The organism is Acinetobacter sp. SFB (assembly GCF_001647545.1).
Lineage (GTDB): Bacteria > Pseudomonadota > Gammaproteobacteria > Pseudomonadales > Moraxellaceae > Acinetobacter.
On sequence record NZ_LSZH01000016.1, the window covers coordinates 42,600 to 62,913 of the forward strand.

Annotated in this window: 12 protein-coding genes; 2 read left to right on the forward strand and 10 right to left on the reverse strand. The window is 40.5% G+C overall.

All coding sequences use genetic code 11. The annotated features are described in order from the left end of the window. Window positions 1-10 precede the first annotated feature (10 nt). Window positions 11-1,123 (reverse strand): amidase, encoded by a 1,113-nt coding sequence (locus AY606_RS13550; RefSeq protein WP_067869726.1) that lies wholly within the window; start codon window positions 1,121-1,123, stop codon window positions 11-13. 145 nt (window positions 1,124-1,268) lie between these two features. On the opposite strand from AY606_RS13550, the gene AY606_RS13555 reads away from it, so the two are divergent. Beyond that, window positions 1,269-1,736, forward strand: a complete 468-nt coding sequence (locus AY606_RS13555; protein ID WP_067870068.1) for a MarR family winged helix-turn-helix transcriptional regulator — start codon at window positions 1,269-1,271, stop codon at window positions 1,734-1,736. Window positions 1,737-1,802: 66 nt separating this feature from the next. Here AY606_RS13555 and AY606_RS13560 read toward each other — a convergent pair whose 3' ends face one another. The 5 genes from AY606_RS13560 to AY606_RS13580 all read right to left on the reverse strand — a co-directional run bounded on the left by AY606_RS13560 (window position 1,803) and on the right by AY606_RS13580 (window position 7,443). Beyond that, on the reverse strand, window positions 1,803-2,798 hold the full coding sequence (locus tag AY606_RS13560) for a 3-hydroxybutyryl-CoA dehydrogenase (RefSeq protein WP_067869729.1): 996 nt from the start codon (window positions 2,796-2,798) through the stop codon (window positions 1,803-1,805). Window position 2,799: 1 nt separating this feature from the next. Further along, complete coding sequence (locus AY606_RS13565) at window positions 2,800-3,906, reverse strand: NAD/NADP-dependent octopine/nopaline dehydrogenase family protein (protein WP_067869732.1); 1,107 nt, start codon at window positions 3,904-3,906, stop codon at window positions 2,800-2,802. Between the two features lie 101 nt (window positions 3,907-4,007). After that, window positions 4,008-4,997: an AraC family transcriptional regulator gene (locus AY606_RS13570; protein WP_067869735.1), complete on the reverse strand. Its 990-nt coding sequence runs from the start codon at window positions 4,995-4,997 to the stop codon at window positions 4,008-4,010. Window positions 4,998-5,094: 97 nt separating this feature from the next. Beyond that, entirely contained in the window at window positions 5,095-6,447 is a 1,353-nt protein-coding gene (locus AY606_RS13575) for a spinster family MFS transporter (RefSeq protein WP_067869738.1), read from the reverse strand. A gap of 603 nt (window positions 6,448-7,050) precedes the next feature. Next, window positions 7,051-7,443, reverse strand: coding sequence for a DUF4440 domain-containing protein (locus AY606_RS13580; protein ID WP_067869741.1), 393 nt, complete (start codon window positions 7,441-7,443; stop codon window positions 7,051-7,053). A 328-nt stretch (window positions 7,444-7,771) separates the two neighbouring features. On the opposite strand from AY606_RS13580, the gene AY606_RS13585 reads away from it, so the two are divergent. Beyond that, window positions 7,772-7,993 (forward strand): hypothetical protein, encoded by a 222-nt coding sequence (locus tag AY606_RS13585; RefSeq protein ID WP_155858214.1) that lies wholly within the window; start codon window positions 7,772-7,774, stop codon window positions 7,991-7,993. Between the two features lie 498 nt (window positions 7,994-8,491). Here the strand turns inward: AY606_RS13585 and AY606_RS13590 are convergent, their stop codons facing one another. From AY606_RS13590 to AY606_RS13605, 4 genes are all read right to left on the reverse strand, one after another. Next, entirely contained in the window at window positions 8,492-9,715 is a 1,224-nt protein-coding gene (locus tag AY606_RS13590; protein WP_067869747.1) for a tyrosine-type recombinase/integrase, read from the reverse strand. Between the two features lie 558 nt (window positions 9,716-10,273). After that, on the reverse strand, window positions 10,274-13,177 hold the full coding sequence (locus AY606_RS13595; RefSeq protein ID WP_067869750.1) for a DUF11 domain-containing protein: 2,904 nt from the start codon (window positions 13,175-13,177) through the stop codon (window positions 10,274-10,276). Window positions 13,178-13,181: 4 nt separating this feature from the next. Beyond that, the gene (locus tag AY606_RS13600; RefSeq protein ID WP_067869753.1) at window positions 13,182-14,255 is read right to left on the reverse strand and encodes an OmpA family protein; all 1,074 of its coding nucleotides are present in this window, start codon (window positions 14,253-14,255) and stop codon (window positions 13,182-13,184) included. A gap of 3 nt (window positions 14,256-14,258) precedes the next feature. Further along, on the reverse strand, window positions 14,259-20,249 hold the full coding sequence (locus AY606_RS13605) for an SdrD B-like domain-containing protein (protein ID WP_502692130.1): 5,991 nt from the start codon (window positions 20,247-20,249) through the stop codon (window positions 14,259-14,261). Window positions 20,250-20,314 lie beyond the last annotated feature (65 nt).

Here is a 20,314-nt window from a genome sequence, read left to right on the forward strand (position 1 = left end):
TCCTTGTAACTTACTGCGCCGCCTTCACGACAAATTTTGCAATTGCACAGAGCTGTTCATCTGCATTTTTTTTGGCAACAATCTGCAAGCCCACAGGTAAGCCCTCTTTTGTCTCTAATGGCACTGATATTGCCGGATGCCCAGACAAATTAAAGGGACGGACCAATCCTGTTAAATTTAAAAATGCGGCTGTATTTTCTGCATCCGCAACTTGTGGTGGAATCTGCGGCAGGGTCGGCAACAGCAATGCATCATATTGATTCAATAAAGCATCTACTTCTTGGGTAAACCTTTCTTTTACATTTTCTGCTTCTGCAACCTGCTGGCGTGTAGTTTCTGAGGCTTTCAGCAAACGCGTATTGACATCGGCACCCAACAATCCTGTTTCAGTTAAAGCGCCATACGCCTGCCAGTTTTCGAAATTAATAATTTGCATACCGGCATCAAATGCATCTTCAAAAGATGCAATCTCTACTTGGGTCAAAACCAACCCAGCTTTTGCAAGGTATTCAGCAATACATTGATTCACGTCATCACTCGCCTCTACATTCAGCACCGCAAGCTTAGGCGTTTGCTCCAGGGCTTTTGCAGGATGAAAACTCGGATCAATAATCTGCATAGCGGTTTCAATCATGCTGACCGAATTGGCAAAGGGGCCAACACAATCCAATGAACTATTTTCCGGATGTACCCCTTCGCGGCTCACACGGCCAAAAGTCGGCTTTAAACCAAAAATTCCACAACAGGCAGCAGGCATGCGGATTGAGCCACCGGTATCTGTTCCTAAAGTAAAATCGGCCAGTTTGGCTGCAATAGCCGCAGCCGAGCCGCTCGATGATCCGCCAGGAATCAGCGCTGGATATTTGGGATTAAGCGCCGTACCGAATGCACGGTTAATGCCCGTAATGCCAAAAGCCAATTCATGCAAATTTGTTTTTGCGGTAATTTGACAATCCGCAGCCAAAATACGCTCAACCACAACGGCATTTTGTTCTGCCGCAGGGATACCCTCGAGCGCCTTGCTTCCCGAGACAGTTTGAAAACCTTGAATATCGATAGAGTCTTTCACCATGACGGTGAGTTTTCCTGAGCCTAGATGAACATCCTGTGCCACAATATTCATTCACTTTTCCATGTATTTTTATAACTAAGACTAATATCTGAAAAAGCCATGTAATTGTCAAGTGTTTTTCCTAACAGAGAACGAAGAAAATATTTTTAATTTTTGTATAATGGACTATCCATTTTCACAAAGTTATCACTTTGCCATGCTTACTCATTTAGAAAATTTTCTGCCTAACAATGAACCTAGCAGTCTACAAAGCTACCCTTTTTTCTGGGTCTCCCAAGTCAACGGGAAATACACGCAGCTGATTGAGAAGTCTATAAAAAAACTAGGAATAGATAACACCCGCCGCAAAATTATCTTAAGTACGAATGCATTGGGGCAAGCCAGTATTACCGAGATTGCCAATTTATCTACACTCAAATTGACCACTGCAACCAAAGCCATTTACCGCTTGGTGGAAGATGACATTGTTCAGGTTTTTTCTTCTGAATTCGACGAACGTATTTCAATGGTCAAGCTGACAGATAAAGGAAAGAAACTGGTTGAGCAGATTAATCAAATCAGCCAAGTCACTCTTTCAGGGATTTTAAATGCTTTTAATGATGAGGAATTGATTCAGCTGAATGCCCAGATGAAAAAAATATTCGATCTTATGCCCTCCAGCTGAAAACTAAAAAATTAGCCATTAAACAAAAAGCCCATACATTCGAATGGGCTTATTGCTGAATACATTTTACCTTCTAGAAGAAATCATATTAAATCTAGGCTTTAAGCCGGCTGCCTCTATTCTGTTCAAAAAAGTTCGCAGCACGTGTTGTTTATAGGACGAAATATCTACATCTTCATATTGATAGAAACCTTGCTGCTCTCTTAAGCCATTTCGACCATTGCGCATATTTTCTGCCACAATTTCTGGGGTACTGTACCTTTCGCCCAGCTCCCGCTCTAAATACTGCGACGCATAATACAAAATATCACCTCCACCCCAATCAATAAACTCAAGCAGACCCAAGACCGAGAACCGCAGCCCAAAACCGGTGCGGATGGCAATATCAATATCTTCTGCCGATGCAACCCCTTCTTCTACCATTCGTGCCGCTTCATTCATCGCCAAAGCTTGAATTCTGGGTACGATATAGCCCGCTTTGGCATTGCATACCACAGCTACTTTGCCCATCGAAGTCAAAAAAGATTTAAGCGCCAGCACTGTTTGATCTGAAGTTTGTTCTGAGCGGCTTAATTCAACCAATGGAATTAAATAAGCCGGATTGAGCCAATGTGCATTGACCACACGTTCAGGATAGGAAAGCATCTTGGCGATCTCTGTCACTAAAAAGGTGGATGTGGTTGAAGCCACTATACAATCAGGTGCAATATGTTGATCCAGCCAAGTAAAAATATCCTGCTTCACCTGTAGTTTCTCAGGTACCCCCTCCAAAACTAAATCACATTGTTTTAAATATTCAATGGAGGCTGATTTGTCGCTTAGCTGTATATTGGCTTGAATCGCTGAAATTTGCTCCGGTTGTATGAATTGAATTTGACTTAACAGCATCAGTTCTTGCGCAATGCCCTGCTCTACTTGCCGCTGATATTGTACAAAATCATGAATTGAACGCTCTTTAGCATCAATCAGTTTGACTTGCAGTCCCGCATAGGCAAAAGCAATGGCAATCGCTTTGCCCATTCGCCCGGCCCCTACCACCGCAGTGTGCTGAATTTTGGGCATCTTAGACTCCTTGATGCAAGATCATTTGTAATTCATGTTTGGATTTATCTGCCAAACCTAAGCTTTCAAATGTCCGGCCTTCGGCATATAAATCTTTGCCTACAACAGCAGAGGCAATATTCAGCAAGCCTTCAGCCACAGGGGTTTTGACGCCAGCCCAACGGCCTGCAGAAACAATTAAGGATAAACCTAAACGGGTGTCTTCAAGCATATAGCGATGTGACTGCAAATCAATGTCCTCGCGCCAGTCACCGCTATCTGTGAGTTTGCCATGAGCACCTCGGCCATACATCCACTCATTGCCTTCGTCTGCTTTATTATAATGATCAGCCAGCGGAAAATGTGGAGCTGCATAACCCAAGGCTTCACGCACTTGCATCCGTTCGGCATCCAATTGAGAGGTGACACTGCGGATGGATGGCTGGGTGCCTTCGTTGTGAATATCCCACGTATCGAAGTGCTCTAGCGGGCCGGCATTCATCATAATTAACGGTGGATGAATAATGGGGCCTGCATTCATCAATGCCCCGCTTAAGCTGTCCTCTATCGGCTCTACACTCGGATAGGCTTGCTGTAAAACCTGGAATGCATGTTCAGATAAATTGCTGGGGAAAACACCGGTAGGTAAACGAGTCGCATACCCGCTCACTACAATGCGGTTTAACCCATGTTTGCGCACTAAATACGGCAATGTGCCGGTTTCAGCGAAGGCGACCTGTACATGATTTCCAGCATCTTTCATGGCTTGAGCAAAGACAAAGCTGCCAAAAGTGCCTGGCGGTAAATAAATCACTTGCCCATCTTTGAAATAAGGTGCCGTGTGCTGCGCCAAATCCAGATGCGTGGTCGCCGGCAAAGGAATAATAACCAGCTCAGCGCCTGCAATTGCCTGCGCTAAAGACTCCTGTAAATTGATCTGGCTGTTATTCCAGCCAACCGTCACAGAACGCTCACCTTGATAATCCAAAATGAACAGTTCACCCGTTTCTGCTAATTCTTTTAATGCATCGGCATCCCGGCGCCATAACACCACCTCATGACCATTTTCTGCCATTTCCACGGCTGCTGCATAACATCCATGCCCCCCACCCAGTACTGTAATTTTCATTTTGAATCCTCCTGATTAACTGAATTAACTTTAGAAGATTAAAATGAAGCTCACCTCTCCGTATGCGAATAGGCTGTTCGATATACGAATACTTTTAGAATTTAGACCACTTTCATTTTCAAGGTTTGCGACGGTAGGCAACCATAGCGTTTTTTATACCGACTGGAAAAATGGCCCAAGCTTTGAATGCCGTTTTGAAAAAGAATATCCGTCACGGTATCGCTGAATTGGCTGTTCAGTAAGGCTTGATGCACCCCTTGCAGACGCTGATCTCGAATATATTCCAGCGGCGTTTGTTGACAGTACTGATTAAAGCTTTTTTGCAAAGTACGGCTGCTAACCCCGCAAAAAATACTCAGTTCAGCAAGTGAAATCTGTGATTGAAGATGTTGCTGTATATATTGCTGTGCTTTTCGCATATAGCTGGGCATGACTTCTTGTCTGCGTTCATTGAGTTGATGACTGTAATTATTAGGAACTTTCAGTAAAATTAATTCAATCAAATACTGGGTAAAACTGGCTGAAATAAAGCTCCAGTTTTGAATATTATAATATGCGTGACAGAGGTAATTCAGTGTTTCAACAATTGAGTTTAGAGCTTCTGTTGTACATGATAAGCCGCTATCAAATACTAAGGATTCTGTACCGGTATAGCCCAACATTTTACACAGCTGTGTTTCAACATCCTGCTGTGTCAGTTTGAGAATAATATTGCGGCAGCGGTGATTGGTCATGATTCGGTTTTGGATATGCGGATGTGTCACCGTCATCATGCCATGTGACTGCAGCACCTGATTTTGTTCATGTTCAACTTTACATTGTCCTTCAAGATTGATGCGAAACAAATAATGAGGAGATGTTTCATCGATCGTGATTACCACAGCCGCGCTGTATTTAAGATCATATAAAGCCGAATTTCCAAAGCTAAATCCATTCAGGCGAGTATTCAAACTGGAATCTGCCTCTACATCAAATTGATGGGGGCACAAATAATGACTGATTTTATCCTTAATGATGTGATAGTCATCTGAATTAAAAAGTAAAAACTTATCCAGATAATGCAAATGGCTCAAATTTAAACGCTGATTCATCTCTGCACTCCATTGATTCCATTCTTCAGAATTAAAAGGCAAGAGCTCACTAGACCGAATCAGCTCTTGCTTGACTGTTAACTTCTAAGGGCTGGGCTTAAACAGAGTGTTCCTGCTGCATACTTGCGCTAAAGGCTTTGCACCCTTTTTTCAATAAAATAAAGGCCAATACACATGCGCAAGCACCAACAATCGACAATGACATCCCCATCATCAGCGGGTTTGCAAAGATTTTATCTGTAATTAATGCCACCAAAGTCGTCCCGATTCCAACAGCGACTAAATTACTGATCAGCAGAAATACCGCCGAAATCTGCGCACGCAGCTGGTTAGGTGCCAGCATTTGCATGGCTGTGGTGGAAATTGGCATGGGAAAAGATGCAAAAAACATCGCTGGAACCAATAACGTCACAGACAGCCACAGTTCAGACACTTGGGTAAAAGCAATCATCGGGATGATTAAACCTACAATGCCGATAACACCGGTGATCATTGGCGAATCTTTTCTACCTTTTTGAATAAACCAGTCATTTAACCAGCCTGCACAAAATACGCCCAAGGTATTTGCCACCAGCATGACCGTCCCTAGCATATAGCCAGCTTCTGTTGGAGTTAAGCCATATTTGCGCATATAAAACGCTGGTGTCCAACTGATGAGACAGTACAGCGCCATGGCATAAAAGGTAAAACCAAAATAATGACAGCCAAAAGTAGTGCGATGTTTTTTAATAAACTTAAACGCTTTTTTCATGCTGGTTTTTTCAACTTGGCCTTGCGCATTTAAACGCTGACCTCTACGTTGCGGATCCCGTACCGTTAAAATAAACAGCAAGCCAATGAAAACACCTGGCAAACCCACAAGAATAAATGCCATTTGCCATGCTTTGATTGCACCTAACAGTGGTACTTCGATCAAGCTCATATTTTTCAATAAGCCAATCACATAGCCGCCAACCAAAAAGGCAATCCCTCCACCAACGAATGACCCGCTGGAATAAACAGCGACAGCACGCCCTAGTTTATCCTTGCTGAACATATCACTGAACATCGAATATGCGGCTGGTGATAATGCTGCTTCTCCCACGCCCACCCCCATCCGACTGAAGAAAAGTTGAATGAAGCTCTTACTTAATCCGCAAATTGCAGTAGCAATACTCCAAAATACAATTCCAACAGCAATAATTTTAGGACGTGAAAAACGGTCTGCCAGATAAGCTAAAGGCAATCCCATAAATGCATAAAACAATGAAAATGCTAAACCATGCAATAAGCTGAACTGGGTATCTGATAAATTTAAATCGGCTTTAATCGGCTCAATCATCAATGCCAAAATTTGACGGTCAATAAACGAAAAAATATAAGCCAGCATGCATAGCAATACCACATACCATGCATATACATTTGATTTTTTACTGACCGCGGCAGCCTGATCATTGATAGAACTATTCATGTCACTTAATCCTTGTACGACGGCTTATATTCCTCATAAGCCCCTATTTCCTACACCCTTGACAGGGAAAATATTTCTTGATCACTATTATCAGAAATCTTTTACTTCTAGCCAAATTTTGCTTCTATTCAAGCTTATTTTTCGATTAGAATCCTGCAAATTTTTTTACATTCTTAATTTAATTATATTTACTTTTACGTGTAATATTCCATAACTTTTTAAGTATAAACTTATACCTTTAGATAACTCCCTGTCGATTTTTGCGGAGAAATTTAATATAAATCAGTTAAAAAAATCACTGTTCAATCAAATTAGAAAATTGATTAATTCAGCACTTAAATTACCGCACTGTAGCCTTAAGTCAGCTAAAGCAAACCTTAAGCCTGCTGCTTTATTGCGGTTAGACGGACTGGTATTTTTAATTTGCGTATATAAAACCTGTTATTTCCAGCTAAGTTGCCAATAATAAAATAGGAGAGATGGCAGGTCTAATCAGCTTGACTCAATTCGATGCATTAATTCCAGAACTTCAAAGCTAGACTTATGTAGTTTAAAAAGGTAAAACAACATAAGCCTATGCTTTTTAAAAAATTAAAATAAATTTTAAGCTGTAAATGTTTCCTGCAGAAAGCGCCAATGCATTTGGTCCTGAATTTCCTCAATCAATGCACAAGAACGACGAATTAATATCCCGGATTCTTTGGTATGCTTCTCTGTATAGGTCAAAACGATTGTATGTTCATTATGTGAAATAATTTCTTCATCATAGATTTCAATTTTGATATCAGGCATTTTTCCTTGATTGTTGGCGAACAGCTGCTTCACTTCTTCAAATTTAAATTTTTTACCAGCCGCCCCCACCATTTCAAAATCTTCAGAAAAATGTTTAATTAATAAAGGTAAATCTTCAGCGCTATTTACCCCGCTGAAAATTTTTTCAATCAGTACATGCATGGTATGAATGCTTTCAATGGCTTTCTCTGCAGAAAGTGTCATATCAATTTCCTTATATTTAATGTTGACCCGTACAATAAAACAAAATTACATGTAAAATTCAATATATTTATTAGGCATATTTTATAAATCAAAAGATGAGCATTTTTTCTGACTACTTTCTATACCAAAAATTTACGGCACTGTTGCAAATAGCCGCTGATGGTAAGCTCAATAGTTTTTAGCTCAAGGTTCAGCATATGTATCCCGTCCAGGGTCAGCAATTTTCAGGGTGAGATCATCCTTTGGGCTGTGCGCTGTTATTGTAACTATGGCATCAGCTATCGTGAACTTGAGGCAATGCTTGTCGAACGTGGGGGGATTTAGCCTAGTGTTTTCTTGGAAAAATTTAAATCATGTGAAGAAGTGGCAAATTCCACGGGTGATCAATACGGATAAACTGGGAAAATCAAGTTCTGCTTTGTCTGAGCTAGTGGCGGGAATTGAGAACTTTATTTCTATTGCGACGAGTTTGTCTGACGGTAAAGGGATTGGCTGGAATGTTATGATCATAGAGATCATAGAAATTCCAATTCAAAGGCCTAGAAACTAGAAAGACATAAAAAGCTATCGCGACCAGAAAAAGAAGACTCATACCTTCAAAATACAGACCTTAATTTATTATAAAACAATGTTATGATCATAGAGATCACAGAAATTCCAATTCAAAGGCCTAGAAAGACAAAAAAGCTATCGCGACCAGAAAAAGAAGACTCATACCTTCAAAATACAGACCTTAATTTATTATAAAACTCAGCAAGTACCGAGTTTATGTACCGGTCGTAGTGTTGTACATGGTGGTGAGTTATTTTAACGAAATTTAAAGCTAAAACATTAAAATTCCTTTATTTCAACTGATAAAGGCAATCAGAAAGTCAATAAAACAAGAATAGGAGTTGAATAGGTATTTGGCAGTCTGAAAACCTTCAAAATCCTTCGAAGAGCATGATTGAAATAGAGGTAAAAATTATTTTAAGATTCAATTTAATTGCTGCAATTCATAACACTTAACGAATAAAAAAAATGATTGATTAAAGAATTTTAATATAATCTATCCAAAATTCATCCCTGGTCTTTCTGTATATTCATGTATATAACTCCCCCACCACTGCATCATTTCTCTACGCTGGTTCATATACTCAGCATGATTATAACTTGCGCGGGTTTTATTTTTATCTGTATGCGACAACTGCGCTTCAATCCAATTTTGTTGAAATAAACCCGATTCATTTAATATAGTACTAAATGTCGATCTTAAACCATGAGATGACAGTTCATTCTTACTATATCCCATTTTACGTATTACTGTATTTAGCGTATTAAAATGAATCGGTTTGTCTTTATATCGCGGGCTTGAAAATACATACTTTTCACCATGAGACCACTCAAGTGCTGATTTTATAATACAAATAGCCTGATCTGATAAAGGCACCAAAAAATCAGGAATCTCATGACCTAAAATGACTTTACGTCTAAACTGCTTAATATGTAATGCCGGGATTCTCCATATTTTATTTTCTATATCAAAGTGATGTGGCTCACTAAGAAGTAATTCAGTGCCCCGGACTCCTGTATATAATTTAAGCCATAAGGCTTTTTTAATAAGGGTATGGGTATTTACTTGATTTAATTTATTTATGAATTTTGGAATATCATGCGATTTTAAATAAGGATAGTTTCTCTTAATCTTATTATTTACCAATATTTTATTTAAACCATTTGCGATATTATATTCACAATATCCCATCGCTACAGCATAATCATAAATTTGATTTAAATAACTGTAAGCTTTTTTAACCGGTTCTTTTACTTCTCTAAATTCAATTTTTTTTATTACTGTTACTAAATCATATCGCTTCACTTCTTCAAATGCTATATCACCTAATTCTGGATATATATCATTAGATAAACATTTTCTTGCTAATTGAATAACCCCACAACGTGGCTCATCACTAAAAGAATTTCTTATTTTAAATTCTAACCATTCCTCACAAATATCTTGGAAAGATTTTATTTTTTTATTACTTATACTTTTAAGAGTGTAATTGTTTAATTTAAATTCGTCTCGTGCAAACCTTGCATCTTTTAATAACATTGAAGGATACATACCCAGTTTTATTCTTGATCGCTTGCTTGATCCTTCTACAGAATATCGATAGCTCCATGACTTACGTCCATTCGGTTCAATTTTCAGGCTCAGGCCTTCATCATCTGCTAAAAAGTAGATTTTATCCTTCGGTTTGGCTTGGCGAACCTTAAATTCTGTAAGACTCATAAAATTGCATGGAACCACTAATGACACTAGAGAGTTGGATTATATCAAAATAAACATACTTTTATATGATGCGTATGATACGCATCATATAAAAGTATAATTTATTGTTATTTAATGGTTTTATTTAGATTTAAATAGTTTTAGTAACCAAGCTAGTAACCAGCTTAGCAACCCTGAAAATAATCTGAGGAAGTGCTGACTCGGGATCTAATTCATTTTTTATTTGAACCCTGACTTTTATAGTCATTTTTGCATAGATCAAAAATAAATTTCAGATATGAAATTTTTCTAAATTTATAGGCGAAGAGTGTCTGGAATGAGTGGATATTTAATCAATGAAGATTCATATATACAAATGAGGCAGTTAAACGGCCATGTCCAGACTTAGGCCAGATCACTCACTGTAAATATTAAGTAGTTTTGATAAGAGATAATGAAAGCAGCGACTGGATAGACAGAAGAAATGGCTATTGCAGATGTGGGTGAGGCAGCTTAACAATACAGCTGCCTCGAATCTAGTATAAGGGAGGATGAGTAATCGACTAAAAAATTAACCCATCATTGCATTTTAATTCCGAAGTACAGTGATTTTTCCTGTTGCGATAATAGTTCTTTTAAAATTGCCTTAATTTTTGCCGTTCCATCATCTTCAATTTTATTGTTGCTACTGTCGGTAATGTCTTGACCATTACTACCCACGATGGGCAATATTTTAGCAAGTGCCCACTGCTTGGTATAAGCCGGGTACATATCGTTAATCACCACATTACTTAAGGCTGCACTTCCGGTATTTTTCACCATAATTCGATAAATTAGACACTGATTAGGCTTTAAATTTTCATTTTGTACAGTATACGTCGCATTTATCACTGCTGAAACATTTGTCATACTGCAATTTTCAACTTTGACCTGAGATTTCAGAATTTTTAACTGATTGGGACTGACCGTAATCAAGTCGGTATTATTTAAATCAACTAATGATATTTCTTTCGCTATATTATCCGGTTTAACTGTCAATTTAACCTGACTATTCATGCCGTTAGTTGCTGTTGCAGGCGCTTCAGCTTTTATCAATAAAGTCACTGATTTGTTTGGCTCGATAATATTGCTTAATTCTGTCTCTACCCCAGAGAGTAAGGTATCTCCCGCATCTAGCGTATCATTACCATTTTTATCTAGAAATAATGAATATAAGAAGCCATCATTGCCATTTACAGGATTGATGCTGATTTTTGCTTTAGTTTCATTTTCTACCCCATAGTTGGTTAAACGGTGCAAAAATACATATGTTCCACCCACACCAACTTGTGCAACCTGATTATTGGTAAGTTCAAGTAATCGTTTTGATGGTGAGGGAGTAACCGCATCAAGAATAACGTCACCTAAGCCGGATTGAAGCGATTCAATTGCAAACCAAATATTGGTTTTAGCCGTCGTAGATGGATAGACTGTAATCACTGCACAAACTTGCGCTGTTGTATTTGCTGCAACATTCAGTTGAGTAATTTGCTGACTACTTACCCCCGTTTTACACTGCGCAAGATCCGCTTTATAAAATTCAATTTTTAAACCAGCAGTAAAGGGCATAATACTATTTTTAACCAAGCTTGAATACTCACCCGTCGCCAGTGTTGGCTCAATTTTGCTACTGGATGCATACAGCTGATAATCCTGTGCCAAACCGCCGTAATTTTGAATATTGAGCGGAAAATAAACTTTGCTGTTACTGTCTGATACTTGAGTCCAGAGAGGTGTAGAACCTGTTCTACCCTCTTTTGCAATGATAAACATGCCAATACCTGTTTCTGTTACAGGTGCACCGGTTTTGTTATTGGACAGATCAGTTTTAGTAGCCATCATTGTTTTTACAGTGGATGTATTATTTCCAGGAATCAGATCCTGCATCTTCGTGGTTTCAATAATGGCTGTATTTTCTACAAAACCCGTACTTGTAGTATCTGTATCGGTGACTTTTAAATTTTTAACCGTAAAGGTGTATTTCGCATTGGCGGGAATATCACCTAAACTTAAACCACTCCCTACAGTACTGCTCAACAGTGCAGTTAGTGCATTGGCATCGGTCCAAGTCGAAGGACAAGCCTTACTGGTACCATTGGTTAAATCTTCACAGATCAGACTGGTTTGATTTGCAGCATTCCCGCTCGTCACTCTGAGTAAATTTTTGAAATTATCTCGCAGAATCACACCATCTGCCTGCACGGCAGTATTGTTAGTAATATTCAGTTTATAAGAAATCAGGTTATCTTTTTGAACCACCGATTCTGGTGTTAAGCTTTTGACGACCGCCAAATCAATATCATCTTCTTGGATCTTGAGATCAAATTTGACATCTGCACTTACATTGCCGCAAGTACTCAAATTAGTGGAAACAGCTTTACTGTTCGCATCCAGCGCAAATTCAAACGGTAGATTGATATCAGTATTGGTTTGGGTATTGCCAAAAATTTTAATTACCAAATCATTGACCTGAACCCCTTTGGTATAATCCAAGGTAGCGTTATAGACTGGGGTGTAATTAAAAGTTACTTTGTCTGGATTTGCGGTCACCAAACTATCTGCTGAACCCAATTCAACCAAGCCTGATGCAGTTTGCTTATATAATCTGTAATTTTTGCCATATACCGCTTTAGTCTGAGCATAAGCCGCCGGATATTCAATTTTAAATTGCAGGGTAGGCATATCACTCTGACTTAAAATTTGTCCCACAATATTAAAAGGTACAGAATGAGTCTTTCCTGTTGCATCCTCACCTTCGTAAAAACGCCCCGAAGCCGCACTAAATTCGACTGCAGGTTTTAATTTTAATGAAATATCATCAATAAAATTACCGAAGGTTACATTACTATATTTTGTTGCAGCGAAGATAAAGTCATAGATACCGCTATCAACTGAAACAGTGGCTTTAGCTCCGCTAGGGTTGGCATCTACCCATGTCCAGAGTTTAGTAGACTGCTGTGCGCCAATTGTCTGTAACTGAGTAAAACCTAGACGATCTGCCTTTACGTTCCCGATATAAAAAGTAGCCTCTTCCGTACTGCTTAATCGGGCTGCATGCCTGAAATTCCACTCAAACTCTTCGCCTTTTATCAAACATACGGGCTGATACAGTGCCGATGCATCCTCAGCATTAAGTTCAGCATATTGGTTATTGGTATTTGCTGTCCCCCAATCCGCCGTTGCATTGCCATCTGGCCCTTTACCGCGCCAAATTTCAATTAATTTAGGGGTTTTGTGAGTAGTTTTCCAACCTTCCACTGCCGTTTCAGCAAACTGCTGATAACTGCTGCTCAACGTGGGTTGGTTAAAACTTAAATTAATAAAACTGCGCTGAATTTTCACTTTATTGGTATCCGCTGCAGCATCTGCCGCATTGACCTCAGCTATACCACCTACCATTAAAACTGAAGATGCCAAAACATGAGGTAAATATCGCTTGATCATAATGTTATTTCACCTGCACTTTCTGCTGTTTTGACTCTATTTGTAAATCTTGCCACTGGGGCAAATATTCAATTTCAATTCCATGTGCATCCGCAACTTGCAGAACCACCCGACGGCTTTTGGCTTCCGCTATTTTCATCTCTGTATCGGTTTGAAAATCAACTGCACCCTTGGCTTCAGTCACAATATGGGTAATGTCCATTCCTTGTAACACCAGATAATCTTGCACCGCCTGAACACGGCGCTGCGCAAGCTGAATATTATAGGCCGGACTTGCATGAATATCGGTATAACCCTTTAAAATAACAGACAATTGTGGATATTGATTCCCCAGAATTCCCCATTGTTGCAGCACCATTTGACTGGCTGGGCTTAAATCTGCACTGTCCTGGGCAAAATGTACAATATTATCGATCTTTAAACTATTAGACTGTTGATTTAATTGTACTTTGGCTAGAGGCCAAAATTCAGGCTTGATGCCATGACAGCCCTCTCCATTGAGCTGCTGCAATGAAGGCAACTGTTCTGGCTGCCAGCTGATATCGGTATACTGCAATCCTGTAGATTCAACCACCTGATATAAAGCCTGTTGTGCAGCATTAAAAGGTTCTTGGGAATGCCTCCAGCCTAACTCGCAATATTCTGCTGCCGCCCAAACCAGCATCACTTCTGCATGTGCCAAACTTTCTGGTGCTTTATCAATGGCCCCATGCTGTTTTAAGTACTCTACTTGCCACCATAAATCACGGCGCATCACTTGTGACACACCTAACACTGGAGTGGTTAAACTCAAATTTTTCCTGGACTGCAATCCATCGACAATGATTTGGGCTTGTTGCAAGGCTTCCTGCCCGGCAACAGTTAAACTTTGTTCTGATTGTTGATTGACCGCATAACTTAACCACATTTTTGCTTTGTAAGCATGATATCGAGTTAGTGCATCAGTATTTGAATATTGTTGCAAAGTATGGGATAAGGTATTCATTTGACGCTGAGCATCAACAGCTGAGAAGGGTTCAGCATAAACCCAGCTATTCGCTAAAAATAAAGCTGCAAGTAGTCCAGTAAGTTGTTTCATGTTCTATCGTCCCTGTTCTGGCTCTAAAGCAAAGTTTGTATTTGCCGAACGGCGACCAAACAGATCTTCATCAAACTTGAATCTGAATCTTAAATAAGCCCCTTCACCGGTTGAGCTGGTATTTGCCAGTTCATCATCTTGATAACCCATGAAGTTATAACCTGCTGAAACCCACAGATTGGTTGCAACTAAATACCCCAATTCTGCCCCGACCAAATAACGCGTTCCTGCACCGCGGTTGGCCCATAAAGTGCCTGTCTGTACACTCATATCCCAACGTTCATTGATGTCATAAATTACACGACCACTGAACAGTTGCGTTAAAGCATTGCTAGAAATATGATCTTCATCCAGTTCAGACCACTTTGCCGCATATTGACCCGATACAGTCAGACGGCGCTGTGGATGATAGTTAGTATGAATAGACGTTACATAGGCTTCACGTTTAAATTCCGCTTCTAAATCAGTGGCATTATTTTCATAGTAATATTCAATTTTCGACAAGATATCGAGTTTATTTTGATCATAATCGCGCCATGCATAACCGAGCTGGAAACGGTTGCGTAAATGATCACCCTGATCGGCCTGTTTATTATCGACAAAGTTCAGCGTGTTTTTAGTCAGCACGGTTGCATCATCAGATAGCTTATAAGCATAGCCAATGGTATTGATAAGAGTATCTGAAGTATCCGAACGGCGACCTTCCAAACGGGTGGTCGCTTTCCAGTTCTCATGAACTAAATATTCAAGCCCCAGGCTTAATGCAGTAGCATCATTCTTGGTATTGTCTTCATTTTTAGATAAAGACTGAATACGTTCAAAACTGCTGCTGACATATACACGCGGTTTTAATTGCCAGCGGTTACGTAAACCCAATGCTGCCTCAGCCTCACGGTTGCTGATGCCATCTGCAACACGGTATTCACTAAATGCTGAACCATCTTTCATATAGTTACTGGAAACACCAAACACCGTACTGTTGGTTTCTTCCGTGCTATTCAGGGAATACAAACCGTCAATAGCAGAAATCACTTGATGACGGGCATAGACTTCTGTATTTGGCAGGACTTTAGCCGTTCCCCCTACAGACAAGACTTTTTTATCTGAGTTCGATAAATCCTGTTCATATTCAATAAAGGTTGATGCACCTTTCCAAGGCAGATTACCGGTAAATTTGATACGCCCAGTTGTGCCATTATATGGACCCAGATTTTCTGTGGCTAAAGTTGCCGCAGCACGGGTTTCATCATAATGACGTAAGCCTAATTCAACCGCGAGAATTTTAAAGAAATTACGTTCCAGACTGGCAGATAATCCGGTACGAACACCATTATTGTCTTGGTCTTCGGTACGAATGGCTTCAATACGTGCCAAACCCAGTTTTGCAACCGGTGCTGAAGCTTTCACACCACTTTCCTTACGCCCTGCACTAATGGTGGCTGCATCATTCTGGAAACCTTGTTCGGCTTGCTGGTGATAGGCACGAACATGGGCAAAGCTCGGTGCATATTCAAATTCGACCCGAGCAGCGGTACCTTGGTTTTTGTCGCGGGTTGAATCACTATTGATCTGAGTAATCTGATCTGCCGTAGAGTCGGTATTTTTAGACTGTGCCACTTCGGCAATTAATTTACCGTATTGCCCCACTTTCACCACGGTATTTAAACTGGCAATCTGTTCCTGATTTAATGGATCGTTACTTTGTACAAATGAACCGCCAATTTTTAGATGGCTCTTCATGGCATAACTAAGGCTGAGACCACCAACTTGATACTCTTCACCAATTTCATCCGCTTCCACCGTAATACGAATAAAGTTTGGATTCAGGTCTTGATCCACGCTAGCGACAGCCTGTTTTAAGTAAATGCTGTTGCTATAGGTATCGACTTCATAATCGGTAAAACGGGTGAGGCTCTGTTTGGCAATAATCAAACCTGGGTTATTGCGATCACGGGTCAAAACTTCAACTTTTTCACTATTGTCTAAAATCAGATCATTTGAAATTGCACCCAGACTGTAGGGACCAGAAATACCCAGAGCACGATTTTCTGTGACCACTTGACGAGATTTGGTTTCAGCCATAAATGCTGATGCTTGGAATTTATCACCTTCATGCCCAACTTTAAGTCCGGTCAGTGAACGGTTGTATTGACCTAAAGCAAGACCTTCATCTTTCTCCGTACGGGTCACATAGTCGCCATACATTGCATATGAACGCCCTTTGTCTAAGCGTACGTACAATTTTCCAGTCGATTGGGCTTCAAAGCCTTTTGCCGCTGCATCACCATAAACTGGATAATATTCATCGGGTTGAATATCTCGGAACAGGCGTTGCTTGGAACTTTTATTAGAATCATACGCCAGGGTTAACAGATAATCGCCTCTGACTTTTCCTTTCAGGAACATTGCAGTACGTCCAGTCAATGAGGTGGCATTACCCCACTGCGCAATTTCATTCAGTTCATCTTCAAAACCGTCATTGCCATTTACACTGTGCAGCTGTGTGTTATCAAAATTATTAAAGTTAATTGAACCTTCAATTAAACCCACGGCAATCAGCGGACGTAAATCTGCCTGAAACTGAATATCGATTTCTTCTTTGAGTAATCCACTGCTGACGCGCAGTTTTCCACGTGCCGGTGCATTCGGTGCAAGAATCGGAATAATCATCTCCCCCCCCTCAATGAAGGTTTGAATGCCCGGTTCATTGGGATTTAAATCTTGAAGATCAATAATCCCGATATCACTTTCCAAGGTCAGTGATGTGCGTGTGGCAACCCTGATCCCTTGCTTGTCTTGCAACTGAACTCGCAACTGCATCACATCACGGCCATTGGCCATGACCGGGATTGGCGCATGCTGTAATTTCAGCTGATGAATTTCATCTGGAACAATGACCTGAATGTGTTGGCTTTCTCGGACGTTACCCGCAAAATCCAATTGTTCAGCACGAATGCTATTTTTACCGGTTTTTAAGGCCACTCCAACATATTCAACAGCTTGTTTACGCTGCTCATCCAGAATGGCTAATTTACCCCGTTGTTTATCTGTCACCACCACGTCATTGACTAAAATACGCTGTGTCGCGCCCGCTGCACCTTGAACTTGAATCGTCGTTTGTGCGTAAGGCAGAACCTGTCCTTCTGTTAAGTTTAAAATTTCTAAAGCATTGCTGTCGCTACGCTTTAAATATTCTTCCAGACTCACTAAAACAGGCGGTTTTACCGGATCAATCAATAATTGCGGTTGTTTTTGTGCAGCAAAACCACCCCGATTCAATAAGCAATTCTGATCATTCTCATTTGCCAAACAGCCTTGGGTATTTTCTGAACGGGTACTGCGTTCTAGATAGCTCGGTGCATCAATAGCAAGTTGCTTGTTAATCGCTTTTTCAAGATTTAAATTGCTGCTGTTAATTTTTTCCTGACGCTGTTTTATTGCATCCGTTAAGGGTGCAGAACATGTATCTGCTTGATCTGCCATGGCGAAATCGGCACGATGCAATTCACCCCGTTTGACATCGACAAAACGGCTGGATGGATCGCCTGCATTGCGGTTGGACTGAGTCAGTAACTCTACTCCGGCAGGTAAAGTGGTGCGGTCAATTTTAAGCACATGGGTTTTTGCCGACACGCCGTAAAAGTCATATTTACCTTCACGGTCAGTGATGACATAGCTGCCATCTTCCATGTAGATACGGACACCCGGCACACCCAACTCGCCTTTATCCTGTATGCCATTACGGTTACAGTCGCTATAAACTTTACCCACTACAAATGCATCGGCACTAAACACACCCGGACGGACTTTAACTTTGGCCTGTGCTTCATTTGAACTGAGACCAAAACCATCCACTGCACGAGCCCGATTAATCCCATCCCCATTTAAAGCATTGGGTCCAACTAAAACACGATATTCAATTTTAGCGCTGGCATTGACTGCAAGATCACCCAAACCCAGCGTTAAATAAGGACCTTTGCCACCTTCCGGGTCTGCCACTGGCTTGCCATCAATACGCATGGTATTCGGTACATAGCTAAAACCACGCGGCAAACTGTCTTGCAATTTGACCTCACGTGCAAGTACATCCCCTTGATTACTCACGGTAATGCTGTAGTTGGTAAAATCACCCAATTCGATACTGCTATCACGTGCAGTTTTTTGTACCATCAAACCTGATTGGCTTAATAGCGGATCAATCGGAATATCGATATTCAATGCCGGACTGCTGGACGCCAGGGTAAATACGCCACCATAAGAATATTGCGAATCTACCGCCATGCCGTTAAATGAATTTATCGGATAAAGCACCTGATCACTGACAAAACTATATTGATGAGTCGAAATTGTTGAGGTATCGACCAATAATTTATAGTTACCAGGAATCACCTGCGGATAAACAAACTCGCCTGTCGCAGATGTGACCTGTTTTGCAGGAATTGAGCGTAAAGCCCCTGTGCTACGGTCAACTTCAAAAGCAACATTATTACCTACAGGTTGATCATTTTCATCAACCAATATTACTGTTGCCCCCGCAACAGGCTTTTTAGTTTTTGCATCAAAAATAATGCCGTATGGATCAATCAATATCTGCGTTGAAATATCATTAATCGGTGCAGTGGCCTGACCTTGCTCGTCTACACATTCAACCAGACTCGCTGTGACTTCATCACGTTTAAGCGTTTGTAAGACAGCATCATTCAGATTTTTTTCTGCATTTTCTTTAGTCTCTAAACTAAATTGGAACAGTCCGGTATTTTCAGCACTTTCCAGGGCAGAAACAATAACCATATCCCCCGTCAATTTAGACTGAATACGAATGCGTATCTGCTCTTTGCTAAAACGGTTGGCATTACAAAGCGCAGCATTGGTTTTTAAATAGATCGGTTCATTGACCTTGCCGCTATACAAGCTGATTTTAAAATCATTTGTGGTGCTATCTAAAGTTGACTGACCCACCACCTTGGTTTCAACTTTATTGGACAAGGTTTTTTGTTCCATTTGCCCTTTCTGATGTAGAACATACGCCCCATTCACCAATGTGGTATAGCTAATGCTCGGTTGAGTTTTAAGCTTTAACTTAATCTCGCTTTTTTGACCGGCTGCAAACGGCTGCTTATAGGCCACCACGGCATAGCCAATCTGGTTTTTATCCTGAGGCAAATGGCTTGAATATTGTCCTTGTGCCAATTTATGCAAAACTAGCGTAGTAGAAGCCGGATCTGAAACTTGAATATCTTCAAACACAGTATTTGCCGGCAAAGGATCTTCAACAATCACCCAGGATTGTTTCTGTCCATCCACCGTGACTGTTGTGGGAGATAAAGCTAATGAGGCCGAGTTGGTTACAGTCAAAGTATAATTCAGGGTCTGTGCCTGCTGATTCATGGTCAGCAGTTGTTGGTCTACAGCTTTTTCTATTTTTACTTTTGCTTCAAAGACCTGTACAGGGTCTTGCACTGTTTTTTGTTGTTGCGGCTCTTCACGAATTTGCGCCGTTAAAGGAAGCTCTAACTTGGACTGATCGGGAGTCTGTAATGAGGTATCTGCCACGACCCAAAAATGAACGGTTTGATTAGGTTGTAATTGCAATCCATCTTTAAGCAGTGTATCAGACATATCAAAGACACCATCTTGATTGGCATCTAAATAGATTTTTAAATTGGATAAATGGTTAGCAGGCGCGGTTTGAAAATCAAACCATGCATGAGTATTACTGGTATTGGTCACCTGATTTAACCAGATGACTTTTGAACCTGCTTCTACCTGTTGCAGCTGATCTGGAAATAGTTCCAGACCATAAAACTTTGCAATTTCAACATTGACTGCATTGGATTGCGTTGTTCGCAGTAATTGCCCACCATTGGAATCACTGACTTCATAACTTGCATAGGCAATGTTCTGAATCATTTGTCCAGCAATCGGCATTGCAGCATGACTTTGCTGTGCAAAGAACAAAGCTGAAGCAAGTGCAGAGAAAGATAATGTCTCCACTTTTTTATTCCTTGCTTTTTTCATTGCAACGCCCCAAAACAAAAAAATATTAAAATACAAACAAT

Coding starts and splice junctions, on each gene's coding strand:
- AY606_RS13550 (WP_067869726.1), bottom strand. CDS start 1,123: ATGAATATTGTGGCACAGGATGTTCATCTAGGCTCAGGAAAACTCACC.
- AY606_RS13580 (WP_067869741.1), bottom strand. CDS start 7,443: ATGACACTTTCTGCAGAGAAAGCCATTGAAAGCATTCATACCATGCAT.
- AY606_RS13600 (WP_067869753.1), bottom strand. CDS start 14,255: ATGAAACAACTTACTGGACTACTTGCAGCTTTATTTTTAGCGAATAGC.
- AY606_RS13560 (WP_067869729.1), bottom strand. CDS start 2,798: ATGCCCAAAATTCAGCACACTGCGGTGGTAGGGGCCGGGCGAATGGGC.
- AY606_RS13590 (WP_067869747.1), bottom strand. CDS start 9,715: ATGAGTCTTACAGAATTTAAGGTTCGCCAAGCCAAACCGAAGGATAAA.
- AY606_RS13565 (WP_067869732.1), bottom strand. CDS start 3,906: ATGAAAATTACAGTACTGGGTGGGGGGCATGGATGTTATGCAGCAGCC.
- AY606_RS13595 (WP_067869750.1), bottom strand. CDS start 13,177: ATGATCAAGCGATATTTACCTCATGTTTTGGCATCTTCAGTTTTAATG.
- AY606_RS13575 (WP_067869738.1), bottom strand. CDS start 6,447: ATGAATAGTTCTATCAATGATCAGGCTGCCGCGGTCAGTAAAAAATCA.
- AY606_RS13555 (WP_067870068.1), top strand. CDS start 1,269: ATGCTTACTCATTTAGAAAATTTTCTGCCTAACAATGAACCTAGCAGT.
- AY606_RS13570 (WP_067869735.1), bottom strand. CDS start 4,997: ATGAATCAGCGTTTAAATTTGAGCCATTTGCATTATCTGGATAAGTTT.